Annotated in this window: 25 protein-coding genes; 15 read left to right on the top strand and 10 right to left on the bottom strand. The window is 44.8% G+C overall.

What is annotated here, in order from left to right; all coding sequences use genetic code 11:
- The first annotated feature begins 37 nt into the window (after window positions 1-37).
- Together ahcY and V6M43_RS17275 are read left to right on the top strand one after the other, a co-directional pair.
- Complete coding sequence (ahcY, locus tag V6M43_RS17280; protein ID WP_332737458.1) at window positions 38-1,366, top strand: adenosylhomocysteinase; 1,329 nt, start codon at window positions 38-40, stop codon at window positions 1,364-1,366.
- Window positions 1,367-1,498: 132 nt separating this feature from the next.
- Window positions 1,499-2,344: an endonuclease/exonuclease/phosphatase family protein gene (locus tag V6M43_RS17275; RefSeq protein WP_332737456.1), complete on the top strand. Its 846-nt coding sequence runs from the start codon at window positions 1,499-1,501 to the stop codon at window positions 2,342-2,344.
- A gap of 13 nt (window positions 2,345-2,357) precedes the next feature.
- On the opposite strand, the gene V6M43_RS17270 is transcribed toward V6M43_RS17275, so the two are convergent.
- Entirely contained in the window at window positions 2,358-2,864 is a 507-nt protein-coding gene (locus V6M43_RS17270; protein ID WP_332737454.1) for a hypothetical protein, read from the bottom strand.
- A gap of 54 nt (window positions 2,865-2,918) precedes the next feature.
- On the opposite strand from V6M43_RS17270, the gene V6M43_RS17265 reads away from it, so the two are divergent.
- Window positions 2,919-4,823, top strand: a complete 1,905-nt coding sequence (locus V6M43_RS17265) for a beta-N-acetylhexosaminidase (RefSeq protein WP_332737452.1) — start codon at window positions 2,919-2,921, stop codon at window positions 4,821-4,823.
- Here V6M43_RS17265 and V6M43_RS17260 read toward each other — a convergent pair whose 3' ends face one another.
- Entirely contained in the window at window positions 4,824-5,276 is a 453-nt protein-coding gene (locus tag V6M43_RS17260; RefSeq protein ID WP_332737450.1) for a DUF4268 domain-containing protein, read from the bottom strand.
- Window positions 5,277-5,376: 100 nt separating this feature from the next.
- Here V6M43_RS17260 and V6M43_RS17255 point away from each other — a divergent pair, with 100 nt between their 5' ends.
- The 9 genes from V6M43_RS17255 (at window position 5,377) to V6M43_RS17215 (ending at window position 10,797) form a co-directional block, all read left to right on the top strand.
- The gene (locus tag V6M43_RS17255) at window positions 5,377-5,655 is read left to right on the top strand and encodes a hypothetical protein (RefSeq protein WP_332737448.1); all 279 of its coding nucleotides are present in this window, start codon (window positions 5,377-5,379) and stop codon (window positions 5,653-5,655) included.
- Window positions 5,656-5,700: 45 nt separating this feature from the next.
- Entirely contained in the window at window positions 5,701-6,582 is an 882-nt protein-coding gene (cysM, locus tag V6M43_RS17250) for a cysteine synthase CysM (RefSeq protein ID WP_332737446.1), read from the top strand.
- A gap of 28 nt (window positions 6,583-6,610) precedes the next feature.
- On the top strand, window positions 6,611-7,438 hold the full coding sequence (locus V6M43_RS17245) for a DUF2452 domain-containing protein (RefSeq protein ID WP_332737444.1): 828 nt from the start codon (window positions 6,611-6,613) through the stop codon (window positions 7,436-7,438).
- The gene (locus tag V6M43_RS17240; protein WP_332737443.1) at window positions 7,416-7,826 is read left to right on the top strand and encodes an SET domain-containing protein; all 411 of its coding nucleotides are present in this window, start codon (window positions 7,416-7,418) and stop codon (window positions 7,824-7,826) included. The genes V6M43_RS17245 and V6M43_RS17240 overlap by 23 nt, the downstream gene beginning before the upstream one ends.
- Window positions 7,827-7,981: 155 nt before the next feature.
- On the top strand, window positions 7,982-8,953 hold the full coding sequence (locus V6M43_RS17235) for a PhoH family protein (protein ID WP_039128817.1): 972 nt from the start codon (window positions 7,982-7,984) through the stop codon (window positions 8,951-8,953).
- Between the two features lie 67 nt (window positions 8,954-9,020).
- Window positions 9,021-9,428: a hypothetical protein gene (locus V6M43_RS17230; protein WP_332737440.1), complete on the top strand. Its 408-nt coding sequence runs from the start codon at window positions 9,021-9,023 to the stop codon at window positions 9,426-9,428.
- 2 nt (window positions 9,429-9,430) lie between these two features.
- Window positions 9,431-9,793 carry a fluoride efflux transporter CrcB gene (gene crcB / locus V6M43_RS17225; protein WP_332737438.1) on the top strand — a complete coding sequence of 121 codons (363 nt, stop codon included), beginning with the start codon at window positions 9,431-9,433 and terminating at the stop codon, window positions 9,791-9,793.
- A gap of 8 nt (window positions 9,794-9,801) precedes the next feature.
- The gene (locus tag V6M43_RS17220) at window positions 9,802-10,344 is read left to right on the top strand and encodes an inorganic diphosphatase (RefSeq protein ID WP_332737436.1); all 543 of its coding nucleotides are present in this window, start codon (window positions 9,802-9,804) and stop codon (window positions 10,342-10,344) included.
- A gap of 21 nt (window positions 10,345-10,365) precedes the next feature.
- Window positions 10,366-10,797: a TSUP family transporter gene (locus tag V6M43_RS17215; RefSeq protein WP_332737434.1), complete on the top strand. Its 432-nt coding sequence runs from the start codon at window positions 10,366-10,368 to the stop codon at window positions 10,795-10,797.
- Here the strand turns inward: V6M43_RS17215 and V6M43_RS17210 are convergent.
- Window positions 10,778-11,542 carry a C40 family peptidase gene (locus V6M43_RS17210; RefSeq protein WP_332737432.1) on the bottom strand — a complete coding sequence of 255 codons (765 nt, stop codon included), beginning with the start codon at window positions 11,540-11,542 and terminating at the stop codon, window positions 10,778-10,780. The genes V6M43_RS17215 and V6M43_RS17210 overlap by 20 nt on opposite strands.
- Window positions 11,543-11,607: 65 nt before the next feature.
- Here V6M43_RS17210 and V6M43_RS17205 point away from each other — a divergent pair, with 65 nt between their 5' ends.
- On the top strand, window positions 11,608-12,183 hold the full coding sequence (locus tag V6M43_RS17205) for an RNA polymerase sigma factor (protein WP_052323852.1): 576 nt from the start codon (window positions 11,608-11,610) through the stop codon (window positions 12,181-12,183).
- Window positions 12,180-12,542, top strand: a complete 363-nt coding sequence (locus V6M43_RS17200; RefSeq protein WP_332737429.1) for a hypothetical protein — start codon at window positions 12,180-12,182, stop codon at window positions 12,540-12,542. The genes V6M43_RS17205 and V6M43_RS17200 overlap by 4 nt, the downstream gene beginning before the upstream one ends.
- Here the strand turns inward: V6M43_RS17200 and V6M43_RS17195 are convergent.
- Both V6M43_RS17195 and V6M43_RS17190 read right to left on the bottom strand, forming a co-directional pair.
- On the bottom strand, window positions 12,536-13,012 hold the full coding sequence (locus V6M43_RS17195) for a nucleoside deaminase (protein ID WP_332737427.1): 477 nt from the start codon (window positions 13,010-13,012) through the stop codon (window positions 12,536-12,538). The two genes, V6M43_RS17200 and V6M43_RS17195, sit on opposite strands and share 7 nt — an antisense overlap.
- Before the next feature lie 33 nt (window positions 13,013-13,045).
- Window positions 13,046-14,110 (bottom strand): hypothetical protein, encoded by a 1,065-nt coding sequence (locus tag V6M43_RS17190; protein WP_332737425.1) that lies wholly within the window; start codon window positions 14,108-14,110, stop codon window positions 13,046-13,048.
- Window positions 14,111-14,250: 140 nt separating this feature from the next.
- On the opposite strand from V6M43_RS17190, the gene V6M43_RS17185 reads away from it, so the two are divergent.
- Window positions 14,251-15,690 (top strand): SDR family oxidoreductase, encoded by a 1,440-nt coding sequence (locus V6M43_RS17185; RefSeq protein WP_332737424.1) that lies wholly within the window; start codon window positions 14,251-14,253, stop codon window positions 15,688-15,690.
- Window positions 15,691-15,716: 26 nt separating this feature from the next.
- On the opposite strand, the gene V6M43_RS17180 is transcribed toward V6M43_RS17185, so the two are convergent.
- The 5 genes from V6M43_RS17180 to V6M43_RS17160 all read right to left on the bottom strand — a co-directional run bounded on the left by V6M43_RS17180 (window position 15,717) and on the right by V6M43_RS17160 (window position 18,420).
- Window positions 15,717-16,073: a hypothetical protein gene (locus V6M43_RS17180; protein ID WP_332737423.1), complete on the bottom strand. Its 357-nt coding sequence runs from the start codon at window positions 16,071-16,073 to the stop codon at window positions 15,717-15,719.
- A gap of 83 nt (window positions 16,074-16,156) precedes the next feature.
- Window positions 16,157-16,513 carry a 6-carboxytetrahydropterin synthase QueD gene (queD, locus tag V6M43_RS17175; RefSeq protein ID WP_332737422.1) on the bottom strand — a complete coding sequence of 119 codons (357 nt, stop codon included), beginning with the start codon at window positions 16,511-16,513 and terminating at the stop codon, window positions 16,157-16,159.
- A 43-nt stretch (window positions 16,514-16,556) separates the two neighbouring features.
- The gene (locus V6M43_RS17170; RefSeq protein WP_332737421.1) at window positions 16,557-17,105 is read right to left on the bottom strand and encodes a DsbA family protein; all 549 of its coding nucleotides are present in this window, start codon (window positions 17,103-17,105) and stop codon (window positions 16,557-16,559) included.
- 63 nt (window positions 17,106-17,168) lie between these two features.
- Window positions 17,169-17,669 carry a YdeI/OmpD-associated family protein gene (locus V6M43_RS17165; RefSeq protein WP_332737420.1) on the bottom strand — a complete coding sequence of 167 codons (501 nt, stop codon included), beginning with the start codon at window positions 17,667-17,669 and terminating at the stop codon, window positions 17,169-17,171.
- Between the two features lies 1 nt (window position 17,670).
- On the bottom strand, window positions 17,671-18,420 hold the full coding sequence (locus V6M43_RS17160; RefSeq protein WP_332737418.1) for an SOS response-associated peptidase: 750 nt from the start codon (window positions 18,418-18,420) through the stop codon (window positions 17,671-17,673).
- Window positions 18,421-18,426 lie beyond the last annotated feature (6 nt).

Here is an 18,426-nt window from a genome sequence, read left to right as displayed (position 1 = left end):
CAAATCAGTACCTTTGCGCCGAATTAAAAGAGTTAATATGTCCACAGTAACAAAATCAAACATTGATTTTACACTGCCTTATAAGGTAAAAGATATCAGCCTGGCTGAATGGGGTCGTAAAGAGATCCGCCTCGCTGAAGCTGAAATGCCCGGATTGATGGCCCTGCGCACTGAATACGGCGCTACACAGCCATTGAAGGGTGCACGTGTTGCAGGTTGCCTGCACATGACCATCCAGACTGCCGTGCTAATCGAAACGCTGGTAGCATTGGGTGCTGAAGTAAAATGGAGTTCCTGCAATATATTCTCAACCCAGGACCATGCTGCCGCTGCTATTGCTGCGGCAGGTATCGGGGTGTTTGCCTGGAAGGGACAAACAAATGAAGAAGCTGAGTGGTGTATTGAGCAGACCCTTTTCTTTGGTGCTGCCGACCGCCCGCTGAATATGATCCTCGACGATGGTGGTGATCTCACCAATATCGTTTTCGATAAATATCCTGAGCTGATCCAGCATATCAGGGGACTAAGTGAAGAAACCACAACTGGTGTTCACCGTCTCTATGAGCGCATGGCTAAAGGCACATTGCCAGTTCCTGCATTCAACGTGAATGATTCAGTTACCAAGAGCAAATTCGACAACAAATATGGTTGTAAAGAATCTCTGGTTGACTCTATCCGCCGCGCAACTGATGTGATGCTCGCCGGAAAGGTTGCTGTTGTTGGTGGTTATGGTGATGTTGGTAAAGGTTCTGCTGCATCTCTGGCTGGTGCAGGTTGCCGCGTTATCGTTACTGAGATCGATCCAATCTGCGCCCTGCAGGCTGCGATGGATGGTTTTGAAGTAAAGAAAATGATCGATGCTGTTAAAGAAGCTGATATCGTTGTTACTGCTTCCGGTTGCCGCGACCTCATCACTGGTGATCATTTCCGCCTGATGAAAGACAAGGTGATCGTTTGTAATATCGGGCACTTTGATATTGAGATCGATGTGGCCTGGTTGAATACGAACTATGGACATACAAAAGATACCATCAAACCACAGGTAGATATTTATACCATTGATGGCAAAGATATCATTCTGCTTGCAGAAGGTCGCCTGGTAAACCTTGGATGTGCAACGGGTCACCCCAGTTTTGTGATGAGTAACTCCTTCACTAACCAGACCCTTGCGCAGATCGAACTCTGGACTAACCACAGCCAGTATGAGAACAAGGTTTATGTTCTCCCTAAACATCTTGATGAGAAAGTTGCCCGACTGCACCTCGCTAAGATCGGGGTTGTGCTTGATGAACTTACTCCCGCCCAGGCCGAATACCTCGGCATTTCAGGAGAGGGTCCGTTCAAGCCGGAACACTACCGTTATTAATAGCCCGTCTGACATCCGTCAGGACATACGTCAGACGCATAATAATTCAGCCCGCATTATTGCGGGCTTTTTTTTATCCCCCATCTGACATCTGTCCTGACGGATGTCAGATGGATAGTATTAATTTGCAGCATGACACTTAAACTCTTAGCGGCTTTATTACTTCCTTTTATCGCAACAGCACAGGAACCCCTGCATGTGATGAGTTTTAATATCCGGCTTAATACGCCAGCCGACAGTGCCAATGCATGGCCATACAGAAAAGAATTCGTGGCAGACCAGGTACTTAAAAACAATGTCCATCTTCTTGGCGTTCAGGAGGCATTGCATGAGCAGATGACTGATCTCGCATCGCTGCTGCCGGGCTATAAATATGTTGGGAAGGGAAGAGATGATGGCGGAGAGAAAGGTGAATATTCGGCAATCTTTTATGATACTGCGCGAATCGAGGTTATCAATTCAGCTACCTTCTGGCTCTCAGAAACACCGGAAGTACCTGGCAGTAAAAGTTGGGACGCGGCCATCACGCGGGTGGCTACCTGGGCGGAAGTAATGGATAAGATCACCGGTGAAAAATCATTCGTCTTCAATACCCATTTTGATCATATCGGAAAAGAAGCCAGGAGGCAGAGTGCTCTGCTGCTCCTGAAAGTAATGGAAGTAGTAGCAGGTGATTATGATATTATCCTGACAGGCGACTTTAACGCCACCCCCAATGAACCGCCGATCGTGGCATTAACCGACAAAGACAAACCTTATTACCTGGTCAACACCGCCAGTAAAAGAAGGAAGAAACTGGTTGGTCCCGCCGGAACTTTCAATGGATGGAAAACAGACTCATTACCCAAGGAGCCCATCGATTTCATTTTCTATCGGGGAAATTTTAAAGTGAAAAAGCATGTAACGATCCTGGAAACCCGGGATGGCCGTTACTCCTCTGATCATTTTCCTGTACTGGTTCACTTGCGACAGAAATAGGTCTGTAGAAAACTTATCTCGGGAGCGTTTTTGCCTCTTTCGCCATACAGGCGGTGAGCTGCATCAGTAGGTCTTGCTGCTGGGGAGTGAGGCTTATGGCGGTGAGCTTTCCATTGCGATCGGAAAATGTTATGGAGATCACTTTTTTTGTGGAGAGCCGGTTCATGGCGGTGGGAGTATATTGTCCACTGCGCATGGTGATATGAAAGAATCCATTGCAATTATCGCCGCCGGTATTCTTCAGTTCAAGTTTCTGCTTGCCACCTTCAAATACAAATGTTGCTTCTGAACGGTCGCCGATGCAATTGGCCATGGGATTATTGATGACGAAAAAATAATCCACCTCTTTGCTGGTTGCATCAATGGAGAGTTTTACCCCCTGAAGATCAACAAACCCGGTGGTGAGTTTAGGCTGGCCACTGAAATCGTCGGTGGTCTTCTGGAGCTTGCAATCCTGGGCATTTATTGCGTGAGAAAAAGCCAGCAGGCAAAGGGTAATTGAAGCGGACAAAATTTTCATGGGTGTAAAATAACATAATCCAGTATTTTCATTGCCCAATTTATCCCTCAAGTTATGTTAAGATCTTGCCTGATTACCCTACAATTAATTGTAAGTGTTATTGTTTTTGGCCAGGGAACTGTTCCCGGTCCAAAACTGATTCCGCAGCCCGTAAGTATGCAACCCGGCGCGGGCACCTATACCCTACCCAATGCCGTGAGTATAGACCTTAGCGACCAGGTGCCGGAGCTGATCACCATCAGCGACCAGCTTTCTGAACGCATTAAGGCAACCACGGGTTTCAACACCAGCGTGGTGCGCAATATGCCCAATGCGGTGATTCGTTTACAACTCAACAAGCAGGCCGATGCCACCCTTGGTAAGGAAGGCTACCAGCTCGAAGTGAATGATCGCGGTATAAGGATCAGCGCCAATGAAGCTGCCGGCATCTTCTATGGACTGCAAACAATGTGGCAGTTATTCCCACCAGAAATTGAAAGCAAAACAGTGGTGAAGAATATGAGCTGGAAAATTCCGCATGTGAATATCAAGGACCATCCAAGAGTTGCATGGCGCGGACTCATGCTGGATGTTGCCCGGCATTTTTTCACGAAGCAGCAGGTGAAAGATTTTATTGACAATATGGTGAAGTACAAATACAATCGGCTGCATCTCCATCTTACTGATGACCAGGGATGGAGGATCGAGATCAAGAGTCTTCCCAAACTCACCGAGGTGGGAGCTTTCAGGGCAGAGCGTACAGGCCGTTGGGGCGACTTCCAAAAACAACAACCAGGAGAAAAAAGCAACTATGGTGGCTTCTATACGCATGAAGATATCCGTGAGTTAGTAGCTTATGCCAATGCCAGGTTTGTGACCATACTTCCTGAGATAGATATTCCGGGTCATAGCCTTGCCATGATCGCCGCCTATCCCGACCTGGTATGTACTCCGGGTAAATACCAGGTGAGTGTTGGAGATCGTTTCATGATCTGGCCCGGCAATGGTAAATTCTATGGCATACTGGATAATAATTTATGTCCGGCCAATGAGAAGGTTTATGAAGTGCTCGACAAAGTATTCACTGAAGTAGCGCAGCTATTCCCTTATGAGTATATCCATATGGGAGGCGATGAAACCTATAAAGGCTTCTGGGAAAAAAGCGCCGCTATCAAAGCCCTTATGAAAAAAGAGAACCTGAAAGACCAGCACGAAGTGCAGAGCTATTTCGTGAAGCGGGTAGGAAAAATCATTGAGTCCAAAGGAAAGAAAATGATGGGATGGGATGAGATCATGGAAGGCGGACTTGCACCTGGCGCGGCGGTGATGAGCTGGCAGGGAGAGAAAGGCGGTATTGAAGCAGCTAAAATGAAACATCCGGTGGTGATGAGTCCGAATACCTTCACCTATGTTGACCTCTACCAGGGTGATCCCCTTGCTGAGCCTCCCACTTATGGAATGGTAAGGCTGAGTAAATCATATTCCTTCAACCCTATTCCTCCAGGTGTTGATTCAAGTTATATACTTGGCGGACAGGCAAATCTCTGGAGTGAAAGATTACATACTGTAAGGCATGCAGAGTATATGCTCTGGCCACGAGGCTGGGCCGTTGCTGAAGCAGTATGGAGTCCTATGGCGGTGAAAGACTGGAAGAGTTTTGTGAATCGCACTGAGGCGCATTTTACCCGATCAGATTTTGCAGGTACTAATTATTCACGCAGCATGTATGATCCCATCGTTAATGTAAAAAAGGTGAAGGATTCAACCATTGAAGTGAGTCTCACATCAGAAGTGGAAGGCATCAATATCCATTATAGTTTTGATGAGTTTGAGCCTGATACATTTTATCCCGTATATAAAACACCATTGCAATTTCCGGCAGGGGCTTCCAATCTTAAACTGGTAAGTTATCGTGATGGCAAACAGGTGGGGAAAAGGATCACACTGCCACTGGCTGATCTGAGAAAAAGAGTACGTTAATTACAGGACTACCTCTTTTGCTTCAAACCAGAAAGCATCGAGGGCAATCAGCCTGGGCTTAATAAATGAGATGATGGTGGGCCAATCGGCCTGGTTGAGCAGTGAAACGCCGTTCAACCGGGAGTAGATCCGGCTTACCATTTTTTCGTTTTCATCGGCCTGGTCCCGGAGCCAGTTCCATTCCGGTCCTTCAACAGGAGCAAGGAAACCGGCCATCGCCTGGCATTTATCAAAGAAGATGTGGCGTTCTGCTGTGTCGGGTTGGGCGATGAGTATGCCAGTTTCGCAGTAGGACCTGCCACCGTCTATGCGGAAAAATACATTTTTGACACCTGTTCTGTAATTCATCCAGTTAACCTGCCCTCCATCCATTGGAGGGATGGGCTGCATATATTGGCCCAGTACCGTAAAAAACTTAGTTTTTAACAGGGATGCTTCTTCTCGGGTGAACATGCCTGCAAAATGTTCAAAACTTTTCAGTTTTTTAGAAGTTTTTAGGGAACTGTAGCACGGGAATTGCTGCTTATAACTTGTTTATAGAAATCAATAGCAGATGCAATTCGTTAAAAATATACAGTTCACTCGTCTTATTAAGGCCGATGGACGCCTGAGGGAATTTAATTTCCGCAAGATGATCACTTCGCAGGAGACCCTGTTTTCCGTTGATGTTGTTGACGACAGGGGAAACAGGATCATGTTTAAAATGAACAAGCAGGATGGAAACTGGAAGATCATTCCAACGCCTGTTCCAGCCTGGGTACAGGACCAGGAACAGAATATGAGCGAAATGATCAATGAAGAGCTTACAGCCCAAACATTTACTGTTTATTAATAGTATGTTTAATAACTTTCCGGTCATCAATCAATTGATTATTTTATGGCCGGAATTCTTGATCTAGTTGGCAATACTCCTCTTGTTGAGCTTAAGCATGTAACTGTTAATCCAGCTGTGACCATCTATGCCAAACTCGAAGGCAATAATCCAGGTGGCAGCGTAAAAGACAGGGCTGCCTTTGGCATGATCAAAGGTGCCTATGACCGTGGTGAGCTCAAACCCGGCATCAAACTCATCGAAGCAACCAGTGGTAATACAGGCATAGCGCTTGCTATGATCGCCAGCCTTTATGGCGTTGAAATAGAACTCGTGATGCCAGAAGATGCAACCCGCGAAAGGGTGTTGGGTATGGAAGCATTTGGCGCAAAAGTGATACTCACTCCTAAAGAAAAATCAATGGAAGGTGCTATTGATTATGCCAATGAGCAGATAGCAAAGGGTGGATATCTCATGCTTAACCAGTTTGCCAATCCCGATAATCCACAGATGCATTATAATACCACAGGTCCGGAGATCTGGAATGATACGGATGGTAAGGTTACGCATTTTGTTTCTGCGATGGGTACTACCGGAACCATCATGGGTGTTTCGAAATATCTCAAAGAAAAGAACCCTGCAATTACTATTGTAGGATGCCAGCCAACAGATGGTTCTAAAATACCGGGTATCCGCAAATGGCCAGAGGCATATCTCCCAAAAATATTTGATCGTAAGCGAATAGATCGCGTGATCGAGATCGACGAAAAATATGCCCGCAGTATGGCAAAAAGGCTTGCGCGCGAGGAAGCAATATTCAGTGGCATGAGCAGCGGGGGTGCCGTTCATGCAGCAATAGAACTTTCGAGGGAACTAAAAGAAGGGATAATTGTTTGTATCATTTGCGATCGCGGCGACAGGTATTTGTCGTCAGATCTGTTTGATTAATGATCCAACCTTTACACAATTTCCCATTATGGTTCAAGCATATAATTTTCTTGCATCCTGGCAATTATTTCCGGAGAAATGTGACTACCAGCAGGGCATGCCGCCACGTTCGGGCAACTATCGCATTGAATCTGCCAACCAGCAACAGGAACTCTCGATACAGATCAACTGGGTTACACTTGACAATGAAGCTTTTTTCTCCCAATATGAAGTGAGGCCGGATGGCATGCTGCATCCTTTTTCTGATAAAACACTGGCCGATAGTATTCGCGCTGAGATCCTGAATGCTTCCACTATTGATGTGCAATTTCTTCGTGAGGATGATATTGTTCTTCGAGTGAAGAAGGAAATCATGCCCAATGGTTATCTGAAGATATCTCAGGAATCAAGAGATAAGGATGGAAATCCATTCCGCAATATCGATATCTATCATAAGCAAATGAGTGTATTGCCTTATGCTTCTTCTGTTGGCAGTGTGATGATCAAGCCTACGGAAGAAGGTGTGATAAGGCATAAGGCATTGCAGGCGATGGAGGAACAAACGAGCATGCACCTGAACCAGATCCGCGAACAAATAGAACTGTTGGCAAGGCAGGCTCAGGAGATACGCAAGCGAAAGGAATTATCTATGATCGTGTATGGTGCGAAGTTGAATTTTCAACCTGTTATAGGACATATATATTACCTCTACGAAAAGAAGGATGATACATTTATTCTTTCCATGGTGAGTCCCGCCGAATGGGGCGCTTCCGCCCCTTTCAAGCAATTCATTGCTGCTGTACGTTTACTTGCTGATCACACCTGGGTAGAAGTAACTGAACAAAAGAATGGCGATGCCGGAAGAACTGCTGTATAAGTTGCGCGTTGGCATGAGCAACATTGATGGCAGGGGCTGTTTTACAGAGCAGTCGATTGGCGCACGAGTAAAGATCGGTAACCTGGGAGGAGAGATCATTACAGTGAGGGAAGCGCGTAAAAGAGTGTTGGGAAGAAAGAAAGTTGCCATGGTTGAATTCGGGGATGGTCCTGCACTTGATGCAAGTAGAAATTCCAATGCCTTACGATATGTGAATCACTCCTGTGTTCCCAATACTTTTATGAGATGTTGTTATGGTAGGGTAGAATTTTACACACTTCGCAAACTCAAAAAAGGAGAAGAGCTGACATGCAATTATGGAGATACCCATCATGATGGAAAGCTTGTTTGCAAATGCCGGGCGCCGGGTTGGAGGGGATCTATATGAGCGCTCAGAATATTAACAATATCCACAATCTGTGTATAAGTAACTTTGCATCTATATAGTCACAGAATTATATTTACTAAGCTTCTTTGTAAAGCATGCGATGAGAGAATCGCGACTGCCGATGGTATTAATTGTGAACTTAAAATTGTAGCGCATTGACAGAAAAAATCATCAACCTCGAAACCGTTAACCCAATTGAATTTTTCGGAGTTAACAACGGCAAATTAGACATTCTCAAGAAAAAGTTTCCTCTTTTAAAAATTCTCTCCCGCGGCACACAGATCAAACTCAGCGGTGCTCCCGAACAGGTAGATACGGCGAAGGAAAAGATCGACCTGATCGTTCAGTACCTTGAACGCAATGGCCATATGAGTGAGAATTATTTTGAACAGATCCTTGGCGGCGATGATGCCGAAACGGTTGACCACTTTGTGGAGCGCAACCCCAATGACATTCTCGTGTTTGGTCCAAATGGGAAAACAGTTCGTGCACGTACTGCCAACCAAAAAAGAATGGTTACGGGTGTTGACAAGAATGATATTCTTTTTGCGATTGGTCCGGCGGGAACAGGTAAAACCTATACCGCAGTTGCTCTTGCCGTGAGGGCATTAAAGAACAAGATCGTGAAGAAGATCATCCTTACACGTCCGGCAGTGGAAGCGGGAGAAAGCCTGGGTTTCCTTCCCGGCGATCTCAAGGAAAAGATTGACCCTTACTTACGCCCGTTATATGATGCCCTGGATGACATGATCCCGGCCGACAAGCTCGGCTATTACATGAGTAACCGTACCATTGAAATCGCGCCGCTTGCATATATGCGCGGCCGAACACTAGACAATGCGTTCATCATTCTTGATGAAGCGCAAAATGCTACCGACCTCCAGCTGAAGATGTTCCTGACAAGGATCGGCGCCAATGCAAAGGCCATCATCACCGGTGACCTTACGCAGGTGGATCTTCCTAAGAACCAGCGAAGCGGATTGGAGAAAGCTGTACGGATCCTCAAAAATGTAGACGGTATTTCGCACATCGTTCTCGATGAAGAGGATGTTGTTCGTCACCGCCTGGTTAAAGCCATTATCAGGGCTTACGATCGTGAAAAAGAGAGAGAGGATCATTCCTCCTGAACAATGTGTAAAAACCAAATAAAGGCGTCGGTATCTTACTGACGCCTTTTTATTTAAGTTTGTGGGTATGAAGCAGAACACCCTCCTATTGAACGCCTTACTTATCACCTGCCTATTCGGTTCCTGCACCAATGATGCTGCCTTTAAAAAGGCGGAAGATGCACAGGATGCAGGTAGAGAATTCATCCGTGCATCATTGGATGGCAATATGGCCAAGGCTGAATTCTATCTATTGAAAGATTCTACCAACCAGATGATCTTCGATAAATGGAAAAACGATTTCTATAATAAACTGGATACTGAAGAACGCATGCGCTTCAAGGATGCCAATATCCTTCCGGTAAATATTGAAACAGTGAATGACTCCACTGTGAATTACACTTATACAAATACTTATAAGAATAAGGATACCACCACCGTGCGTATTGTGAAAATAAATGGAGAGTGGCTGGTGGACTTTAAAGATATCCACTGATTATGCTGAGAAATTACCTCTTCGTTGCCCTGGGCGGTATGGTGGGTTCTGTGCTACGTTATGCAGCCAGCCAGCTGATCAGGCCTTCACATTTCCCCTGGGCTACGCTAACGGTGAATGTAATAGGATCATTGATCATTGGGTTGGTCGTAGGCTTTTATAACCGGCCCGGCACTGATGATGCCATGCGGCTCTTGCTGGCCACCGGGCTTTGCGGGGGGTTCACCACCTATTCGGCCTTCAGCACAGAAAATGTACAATTGTTACAGGGTGGCCACTACTCCACCGCCCTGTCGTATATTGCAGCCACTTTGCTGCTGGGTTTTGGTGCAACAGCAGCCGGGTTCATCTTAACCAAAAACTGAAATAATTTATGCTCACCGTTTCACATCCATGGCATGGCGTTCCAACAGGCGAACATGCTCCACGTGTTGTTACCGCCGTAATTGAAATACCACAGGGTTCAAGGGCTAAATATGAGATCGATAAAGACAGCGGATTATTAAAGCTGGACAGGATTATTTATTCCTCCTTTTATTATCCCTGCAATTATGGTTTTATACCTAAAACATATGGTGGTGATAAAGATCCGCTTGATATCCTGGTGATCACATCACAGCCCGTACAGGCCATGTGCCTGATGGAGGCAAAGGTTGTGGGTGTAATGCGTATGATTGATGGCGGTGATGCAGATGATAAGATAATTGCTGTTGCTGCTAATGATCCAAGTGTTAACTACTATAATAATATAGAAGAGTTACCCAAGCATTTTTTTGAAGAGCTACGTCATTTCTTTGAAGAATATAAAAAACTGGAGAACAAGACAGTTGTCGTAAATGAATTCCAGGATAAAGCAACTGCTCTCGAGATCATCCAGGAAGCGATCGAATTCTATAAAGAAACATTCCAGAAATAAGCTATCCATCTCCGTTAGCACATGAATATACCAGAACTGATCACCATCATTGTCATTGGGCTGGCCGCAGGTGTGCTCAGCGGATTGGTTGGTGTGGGTGGTGGCATTATACTAGTTCCCCTGCTGATCTATTTTTTTAATTATACCCAGCACCAGGCCCAGGGTACTTCTCTGGGCGTACTTACATTACCGGTAGTTGTACTGGGCTTCCTTCAATATTATAAGTACTGTAAAGACACTGCAAACCCGATTGATTTCAGGATCATAGGACTATTGGCAATAGGTTTTATTTTCGGTGGTCATTTTGGGGGAAAGATCGCCGCCAAAATAGATACAGTGCTAATGAAAAAGATCTTCGCGGGTATACTTTTCTATACTGCTTTCAAATTGCTTGGCTGGGACAGCCTCCTGTTAAATTGGATAAGAAAACTATTTAATCCAGGTAGCGCTTGATGATACGCAGCTGGTGGGTTCGTTTACCAGTGTCGCGGTTTATTATTCCTGCATGATCAATACTATCTATGCGGACCTTACCGGAGGCATGGATGATCTCATGATCGTTCAGCAAGATCCCCACATGGGTGATGCGACCATCATCTTCTTCAAAGAAAGCCAGGTCACCACATTTTGCTTCCTGTAAAAAGCCAACCGACATACCTTCCGTAGCCTGCAGATAAGCATCGCGAAGGAGATGAATTCCTGCATGGCGATATACCATCTGTGCAAACCCACTGCAATCTATCCCTGCGGTTGTACGTCCACCCCATAAATAGGAAGTGTTCAGGTATTCCAATGCATGCTGATATAAAATAGTTCTGATATCAGCTCCGGATGGTGTGATCGATAATCCCTCAAAAGAAATAGAATAACCACCGCCATTTATGGTTGCCTCATAAACTGGTGTGCCCAGGAAAACAGGCATCGGCTGCCCGTTTACGTTAGCAACGCCAGCCGTACCACTGAAATATCCTTTGATGGAAACAGAATCATCGGTTAATGATGCCAGTTGTATCTTCTGGCACCACCCTTCGTAACCATCATGGATGGAGCGAATGAAAAGCCACTCTTTATTGATTTCATCTAATATATGAACCTGTTCTCCCAACAGGAGCTGGCTGGTCATTTCACTGCGATGGTCGGCCGCAGCCCTTACCGGGCAAACGGCAACAACAGGTATATAAATACGGTCACTAATCATATGAAGGCACAAATTATGGAAATAGCCTATACCGGCATCTTACAAAAAAACAATAAATTGTTGTTGTGAACGCAGACAGGTACAATCATATAAGTGAAAAAGAATTGCTTGACCGCTTTTATGCCGATCATAACAAAGAGTGGCTTGGCATTTTGCTACAGCGATACACTTTATTATTGTTGGGTGTATGCATGAAATACCTGAAGAATGAAGAGGCAGCCAGGGATGCAGTGCAACAGATCTTTTTGAAGGCCATTACAGAACTTGAAAAATACCGGGTGGAATATTTCAAATCATGGCTTTACATGATCGCGAAGAATCACTGCCTGATGCAGTTCCGCAACAAACACCGGAAAGCCCTTGAACTGAATGACCATACCTTTTTACCCGAAGATGAAACGGCTATAAATGCTATCCGTGAAAAAGACCAGCTGCTGGATTGGATGCATGAGGGTTTACAAACACTCAGTGCCGACCAGCAGCAATGTATAACTTTATTTTACCTGAATAAGAAAAGCTATCAGCAGGTATCTGAAGAAACAGGATTCAGCCTTTTGCAGGTGAAGAGTTTCATCCAGAATGGCAAACGAAACCTGAAACTCATGATACTCAAGAGGCTTCAGCAAAAGGAGCACCAATGAACAAGCAATTGTTGAACATATTGGCAAACAGCAATAAGGATATTGACAACCAGCTTCTGATGGATTATATCAGCGGGAGGTTATCTCATTCAGACCAGCATGCAGTGGAAGAATGGCTTGGCCAGAATGAATTTGCCGCAGATGCCCTGGAAGGACTGCAGGAATTTGGAAATAAAGAACAACTTCAGGAGCTGGTCACCCAACTAAACCAGGATCTTAAAAAATTCCTGCAGCAAAAGAAACAGAAAAGGGAAGAAAGAAAATGGAAGGGAAATCCCTGGGTTTTACTTGCAGTTGTATTACTGCTTACACTGGTAGTTATTGCGTTTGTAGTATTGCGTATGCTGCAAACTCAGTAAAGAATCTTATCCGTTTTAGCTTTCCATTTTTCAAAAACCTGCTTTGCAGCTTCGAGTGGAAGATTGATGAATGGAATCTTTCGGTCGCCATAATCTACATCCATCTCTTCATAAATAAATGAATCATCAAACCCAGCTTCAGCTGCATCCTTCTTCGTTGCTGCAAAATAAACCTTGCCTGGCCTTGCCCAGTAAATAGCGCCCATGCACATGGGGCAGGGTTCACAGGAAGCATACAGTTCACATCCGGTTAATTGGAAATCATTCAGCAGATGACACGCTTCCCTGATCGCTACTACTTCAGCATGTGCAGTGGGATCATTAGTTGACAACACTTTGTTATGGGTAGCAACCAGAACTTTTCCGTCTTTTACGATTACACATCCAAAGGGTCCGCCATGGCCCTCTTCCATACCTTTATCAGATTGCTGAATAGCAAGTTGGAGATAATGTTCCTGTTCACTGGTCATAGGTATTCTGAGGATCGGTGATAGTCAGTTTTATTACTGGTATTGAATATAGATCGGCATTGGTCTGAGTTTAAGCAACTCTTCTGGTGTCATTATCCTCGAAGGTGTTTCCCTCAGATCATTCTTATAGAAGATCTTGAAGCCTGTGAATTCAACGGGTTCTCTTTGTACAAATAAGCGGTAGGTATTGATCTTGCGCGCAGGAGCTCCCCATCCATCCATATGCATTACCACCTGAACTTCAGGACGTGTTTTGATCTGCTTATAATTGGTAACCATTTTCTGGGTGAAGCGGTGAACCACCAGAACTTTGGCAGGCAGATTATTCTTCTTTACGAGGTCGGCAAGATATTCAGTTGCATAATTGATATCTGAAGCATCGAATGTGCCGACAGCTTTTCCCGGTGCCTGTCCCCCTTTCATTGAAAATTCAGGATCAATGCCGAGGTGAACATTAGGCATGCTAAGGTATTTTTCGAGCTCCGGAATTTCTGACTGAAGGCTACTAAGTCCAACCTGGATATCAAGAAATACAATGGCGTCGATCTTCTTAGCCATATTGAGAACTGAATCGATCTGGTGGAAGGGCATGCGGAGACGATATTTTCCTCCTTTACCCGGACTACCCTGTGCGGTAACGGCAATATAGTGCAGTGCAGGTTGAACCGGCATTTCCGGATCAGCGGCCTCCCATTTTTTAGCCTCGTCTTTCAACCTGCTAAGCATTTGAGCTGGCGGCAACTCTCCCAGTATACCCATCCGGGTGCTGTAGAGATTCCCATAATAAGCAATGATTCGTTTAAAAGGCAGAATTGCACCATTAACCGGGTAATCGGTTTTTACCGGCCAACGTCCAGTTGTATCGCCATTGGCGATATAATTGATCTTTTTATTAAATACTGCTGTATCAACATTTGAGAGGGGGGCTACTGTGGTGGAGGCAGAAGTGGAAACAGATTTATCCGTTGTATCTGCACCAACAACACTACTATCTGCACCCTTGGTTTGCTGTTCTTTGGAATAAACAGTTTCACAACCAATCACACTTAACACTACTGGAAGGGCAAAGAGCCCTCCTACTACTAACTTCAATTTCATAAACGGTTTTTTATCATAGGACCAGCGGCAAGTTACCGATTAAGGCCCTTCTACGCAAAAAAACGATAATCAGAACATTTTATTATTGCCTGGTCTTAAGGTTGTATCAACATAATCCATGCCATCCCTGTTATGAGGAAATGCGCATCCTCATTACCGGAGCAAATGGTTATATAGGGCAGAGGCTTATTCCAACCCTGCTGGAAGCAGGGCACGAGTTGGTTTGCAGTGTACGCAACCGAAGGCGGTTTGAGGAAGAACATCAGCATCCCCAGTTATCGGTGATTGAGGTGGACCTCCTGGAGGAGAGTTCACCCTCCTGCTTTCCCGAAAATATTGATATTGCCTATTATCTTGTTCATTCGATGAGTGCTGATAATGATTTCAGCGGCATGGAAACAAGATCGGCAGAAAAATTCCTGCACTTACTTGAGCCTACTAATTGTCAGCAGGTGATCTACCTCAGTGGAATCGTTAATGAAAAACAATTGTCACGACATCTTTCTTCAAGGCTGGCGGTTGAAAAAATTCTTCGTGGCGGTAGAATTCCGGTTACAACATTAAGGGCGGGTATAATTGTTGGATCAGGGAGCGCATCCTTTGAAATAATCCGCGACTTGGTTGAAAAGTTGCCGGTGATGGTGACACCAAAATGGCTTAACACATCCTGTCAGCCTATCGCCATTCGGAATGTAATACAGTTTCTTGCAGGTGTTATGAATCGTCCTGAATTTTATAACCGTGATTTTGATATCGGTGGACCAGAGATTCTTAGTTACCGGGAGATGCTTTTAAAATTTGCCGAAGTGCGATCCCTCAAAAGATGGATATATACCTTGCCGGTAATGACACCCCGACTATCATCTTACTGGCTATATTTTATTACTTCAACTTCATACCCCCTGGCGGTGAATCTTGTGGATAGTATGAAGATCCCTGTCATTTGCCGGCCAAATGATCTTGCGTCGGTATTGGGAATAACATTGTTACCCTACCAGGAATCAGTATCGCTGGCGTTTCAGAAAATTGAGCAGAACCTGGTATTAAGTAGCTGGAAAGATGCATTTGTTGCCTCATCCACTCCCACCGACTGGATGAACAGGATAGAAGTTCCAAGCTTCGGATGTTTTATTGACCAGAAGGTAAAAGAGATCAAGGGAGAGACAGAACCGGTGATGAATAATATCTGGCAGATCGGCGGGCAACAGGGATGGTATTATGGAAACTGGTTATGGCGAACAAGAGGCATCATGGATAAAATGGCGGGAGGGGTTGGATTAAGGCGGGGCAGAACAAATAAGTTCGAGATCCATAGTGGTGATGCGTTGGATTTCTGGCGTGTATTGATTGCGGATAAAAAGGAAAAGAGATTACTTCTTTACGCCGAAATGAAATTACCCGGCGAAGCCTGGCTTGAATTCAGGGTGATCAATAAAGACAATAAAAACTATTTGCAGCAAACGGCAACGTTCAGGCCAAGGGGTTTGGGGGGAAGATTATACTGGTATGCAATGCTTCCTTTCCATTATTTCATCTTTCAGGGAATGGCCAATAGGATTGCAAAAAAAACTGCCTGGTAAATCCAGGCAGTTTAATTATAATAATCTTAAGCTGTTTTGTTATCGTCACCATCAAATTTATCTTTGATGCTTGCCCACCAGCCACCTGCTTTTCCTTTTAGTTCTTCCCACTTTTCTTTAGCTTCATCATCCCAGGTTTCCACCTCAGCTTTCATATCTTCATACCGGCCGGAAGCTTTTTGTTTCAGGTCATTGATTTTCTCATCACTGAATCCAGTTTTTGCCTGTAACTGCTTCCAGAGGGCTTCCGCTTTGTCTTCCACCTTATCCCAGGTCTCTTCTGCTTTATCTTCAAATTTCTCCCAGGAATTTTCAACTTTATCTGCTGCTTTTTCAGCGCCTTCGGAGGCAGCATTCTTCAGGTCTTCTGCATTTGTGTTCATGGTGTAACTTATTAATGGTTAACAATATTTATAAGGATCAGAAAGTTAAGCTTTTTAACCCTAAAATACATGTTTCCAAATCGTTATTTCCCATCGTAGATAACCCCTGATGTAGGGGTTTCATGGAGTTCCACCCTAACAAGTAAGGGTAGCTGCGGTTTCACTTTATCCCAGATATAAACAGCTATGCGTTCACATGTTGGATTCTCTAAATCCGGGAGTTTGTTCAGACATTTATGATCCAGACTTTCAATCACCGGTTTAACCACTTTTTTAAGGTCGGCAAAATCCATGACCCACCCGAGTTGGGGGTGCAAGGGGCCCTCCACCCATACCCTTAACCGGTAGGTATGGCCATGCATTTCTTTACATTTATGGCCTTCAGGAACATTTGGAAGGAAATGAGCAGAATCAAATGTAAACTCCTTAAACAACAGCATATTCTAAAAAATAAGGCTGCAAAGGTACCTGTTTTCAGGATTCTTACGCCCTTTTCTTCCTAGCGGGCAACCTTTCCAGGAGGGTTTTCGACAAGGCAGGCTGTGTAAACTTGCCGTCATAAAGCTGGTCATTTATAAATAGAGCAGGAACATCCCGAACTCCTTTTCCTACTCCTTCGAGCAAATCGGCCCTTACCGTCCAGCCATAAACCGAGTCGACCAATTTTGGAATGAAATTCTTGTCTTTAACACCAGCTTCAAAAGCATATTCTTTTAAACTAATGGATCCCAACCTTTTACGATGCGCAAAAAGAAGATGATGCATTTCCCAAAATTTTCCTTCCTGAACAGCAGCCACGGCTGCCTCGGCTGCCTTATGGGCAAATTGGTGGATTCGGGTTAGGGGAAAATGACGGAACTGGAATCGAATACGCCCATCATACTGTTTGAGCAAAAGATCGATGACATCCTGTGCTTTAGCACAGGCTTCACTTTCATAATCGCCATACATTACCAGGCTCAATTCTGCCTTTTCTTCCCCGATCCATACTGTCCGAGGCTCTATGATCTCTAATTTATTCTGATTTATCATGGTTTGTTCTGTTTGGCAGGGCTTTGGTTTGTAAATATATCAACAAAAGCCGGCTACAATTGTTCAGGCCTTCCTGGCCCTTAACATTTCAGGGTATCCCCAGCCCTTTGAAAGGGCTATAACTGCTTCGGCAATGCGGCTGGCTTTTGTTTCTTCGGTTTTTGCCGAATCGATCCATTTGCTGAAATACACTTTGTGTGATGACGCAAGTGTATTAAAATAGGCAAACGCATCGGGCTCATCTTTCAGACATAGCAAAAGATCGGGATTTAGCTCATAGGGGACCTTATCCTCTTCCAGAGCAAGTTTGAGCATATCGCCGGCACGTTTTGAAAGCTTTCTTCGCAACTCTGTTTTTAGTGCCAGAATGAAATCCCCCTCCCCCATGGGTATCATCGCCATTCCCGAAATTTCGTGATCATCCATTTTTCCCCTGACCCGAAACGACTTCCTGCAACCCGGTTTAAGCTTTACTGCAATTGCCGCAGGAACTTTAACATAGGTCCAGCCGGTTTTTTCTCCCATCTGTCCGAATTTCTCTATAAGTGCTGTAAACCTGACCATATTAAAGATTTAGTTCAGGTAAGCCCTCATAAGAACAGCGTTCAAGGGGATCAAGGGCAGTTCGAAAATCTTTACGGATGGGGCTTGCTTTCATCAGGGCAGCATCTGCCTGGTAGGTGGATAATTCATGAATGCGTTCTTCTGATAATTCCGGCTTTATCCATTCCAATGCCAGTTCGGGGGGAAGCACCAAAGGCATCCGTTTTTTCTTATTGTGAACCTGTTCCATCAATGAGTTGGCAGCAGTTGTGAGTAATGCGAACCCGGTCAGGTGTTCTCCGGTTGCCTGGTCGGTCCAGTTTTTCCAGACCCCTGCAATAAAGAAAATTTCCTGAGCAGGCAGATGAACAAAATAGGGTATTGCAACATCTTTCTTACTCCCCTCCGGCTTCCAGTGACGCCATTCATAAAATCCACTGGAGGGCACCAGGCATCTTTGGTGTAGGGCAGCTTCCCGATAAAGTTTTGATTCCAACACCTTTTCACCAACAGCATTCAGGGTCGTATATTTTTGCCTGCCTGCCTCGACATCCTTCATTGTTTTCATCCATGGCGCTATAAATTCCCAATGTGCCATAAGAGCTTCAGGCAGGTCATTACCGGATGGTATTCTAATGATAGGCCATTGTGCATATTCAAATCCACTCTGTACAGGAAATGCCATAGGACTGCCATCTGGCAGCGCTATGGCATAATCGCCCAATTGTATAGATTGGCTGACCGGAATGATCAGCCGGTTATAATAACACATCTTTAA

The sequence above is a fragment of the Flavihumibacter sp. genome (genome assembly GCF_036676075.1).
GTDB lineage: Bacteria > Bacteroidota > Bacteroidia > Chitinophagales > Chitinophagaceae > Flavihumibacter.
Note: the sequence above shows the minus strand (reverse complement) of the source record. Positions and strands in the feature narration are given on the sequence as shown.

What these genes read in the sequence shown, in the direction of transcription:
- V6M43_RS17220 (WP_332737436.1), top strand. Translation starts at nt 9,802, where the DNA reads ATGCTCACCGTTTCACATCCATGGCATGGCGTTCCAACAGGCGAACAT.
- V6M43_RS17170 (WP_332737421.1), bottom strand. Translation starts at nt 17,105, where the DNA reads ATGATAAATCAGAATAAATTAGAGATCATAGAGCCTCGGACAGTATGG.
- V6M43_RS17200 (WP_332737429.1), top strand. Translation starts at nt 12,180, where the DNA reads ATGAACAAGCAATTGTTGAACATATTGGCAAACAGCAATAAGGATATT.
- V6M43_RS17240 (WP_332737443.1), top strand. Translation starts at nt 7,416, where the DNA reads ATGCCGGAAGAACTGCTGTATAAGTTGCGCGTTGGCATGAGCAACATT.
- V6M43_RS17275 (WP_332737456.1), top strand. Translation starts at nt 1,499, where the DNA reads ATGACACTTAAACTCTTAGCGGCTTTATTACTTCCTTTTATCGCAACA.
- V6M43_RS17165 (WP_332737420.1), bottom strand. Translation starts at nt 17,669, where the DNA reads ATGGTCAGGTTTACAGCACTTATAGAGAAATTCGGACAGATGGGAGAA.
- V6M43_RS17185 (WP_332737424.1), top strand. Translation starts at nt 14,251, where the DNA reads ATGCGCATCCTCATTACCGGAGCAAATGGTTATATAGGGCAGAGGCTT.
- V6M43_RS17260 (WP_332737450.1), bottom strand. Translation starts at nt 5,276, where the DNA reads ATGTTCACCCGAGAAGAAGCATCCCTGTTAAAAACTAAGTTTTTTACG.
- V6M43_RS17210 (WP_332737432.1), bottom strand. Translation starts at nt 11,542, where the DNA reads ATGATTAGTGACCGTATTTATATACCTGTTGTTGCCGTTTGCCCGGTA.
- V6M43_RS17160 (WP_332737418.1), bottom strand. Translation starts at nt 18,420, where the DNA reads ATGTGTTATTATAACCGGCTGATCATTCCGGTCAGCCAATCTATACAA.
- V6M43_RS17190 (WP_332737425.1), bottom strand. Translation starts at nt 14,110, where the DNA reads ATGAAATTGAAGTTAGTAGTAGGAGGGCTCTTTGCCCTTCCAGTAGTG.
- V6M43_RS17265 (WP_332737452.1), top strand. Translation starts at nt 2,919, where the DNA reads ATGTTAAGATCTTGCCTGATTACCCTACAATTAATTGTAAGTGTTATT.
- V6M43_RS17245 (WP_332737444.1), top strand. Translation starts at nt 6,611, where the DNA reads ATGGTTCAAGCATATAATTTTCTTGCATCCTGGCAATTATTTCCGGAG.
- queD (WP_332737422.1), bottom strand. Translation starts at nt 16,513, where the DNA reads ATGCTGTTGTTTAAGGAGTTTACATTTGATTCTGCTCATTTCCTTCCA.
- V6M43_RS17255 (WP_332737448.1), top strand. Translation starts at nt 5,377, where the DNA reads ATGCAATTCGTTAAAAATATACAGTTCACTCGTCTTATTAAGGCCGAT.
- V6M43_RS17180 (WP_332737423.1), bottom strand. Translation starts at nt 16,073, where the DNA reads ATGAACACAAATGCAGAAGACCTGAAGAATGCTGCCTCCGAAGGCGCT.
- V6M43_RS17215 (WP_332737434.1), top strand. Translation starts at nt 10,366, where the DNA reads ATGAATATACCAGAACTGATCACCATCATTGTCATTGGGCTGGCCGCA.
- V6M43_RS17230 (WP_332737440.1), top strand. Translation starts at nt 9,021, where the DNA reads ATGAAGCAGAACACCCTCCTATTGAACGCCTTACTTATCACCTGCCTA.
- ahcY (WP_332737458.1), top strand. Translation starts at nt 38, where the DNA reads ATGTCCACAGTAACAAAATCAAACATTGATTTTACACTGCCTTATAAG.
- V6M43_RS17195 (WP_332737427.1), bottom strand. Translation starts at nt 13,012, where the DNA reads ATGACCAGTGAACAGGAACATTATCTCCAACTTGCTATTCAGCAATCT.
- crcB (WP_332737438.1), top strand. Translation starts at nt 9,431, where the DNA reads ATGCTGAGAAATTACCTCTTCGTTGCCCTGGGCGGTATGGTGGGTTCT.
- cysM (WP_332737446.1), top strand. Translation starts at nt 5,701, where the DNA reads ATGGCCGGAATTCTTGATCTAGTTGGCAATACTCCTCTTGTTGAGCTT.
- V6M43_RS17270 (WP_332737454.1), bottom strand. Translation starts at nt 2,864, where the DNA reads ATGAAAATTTTGTCCGCTTCAATTACCCTTTGCCTGCTGGCTTTTTCT.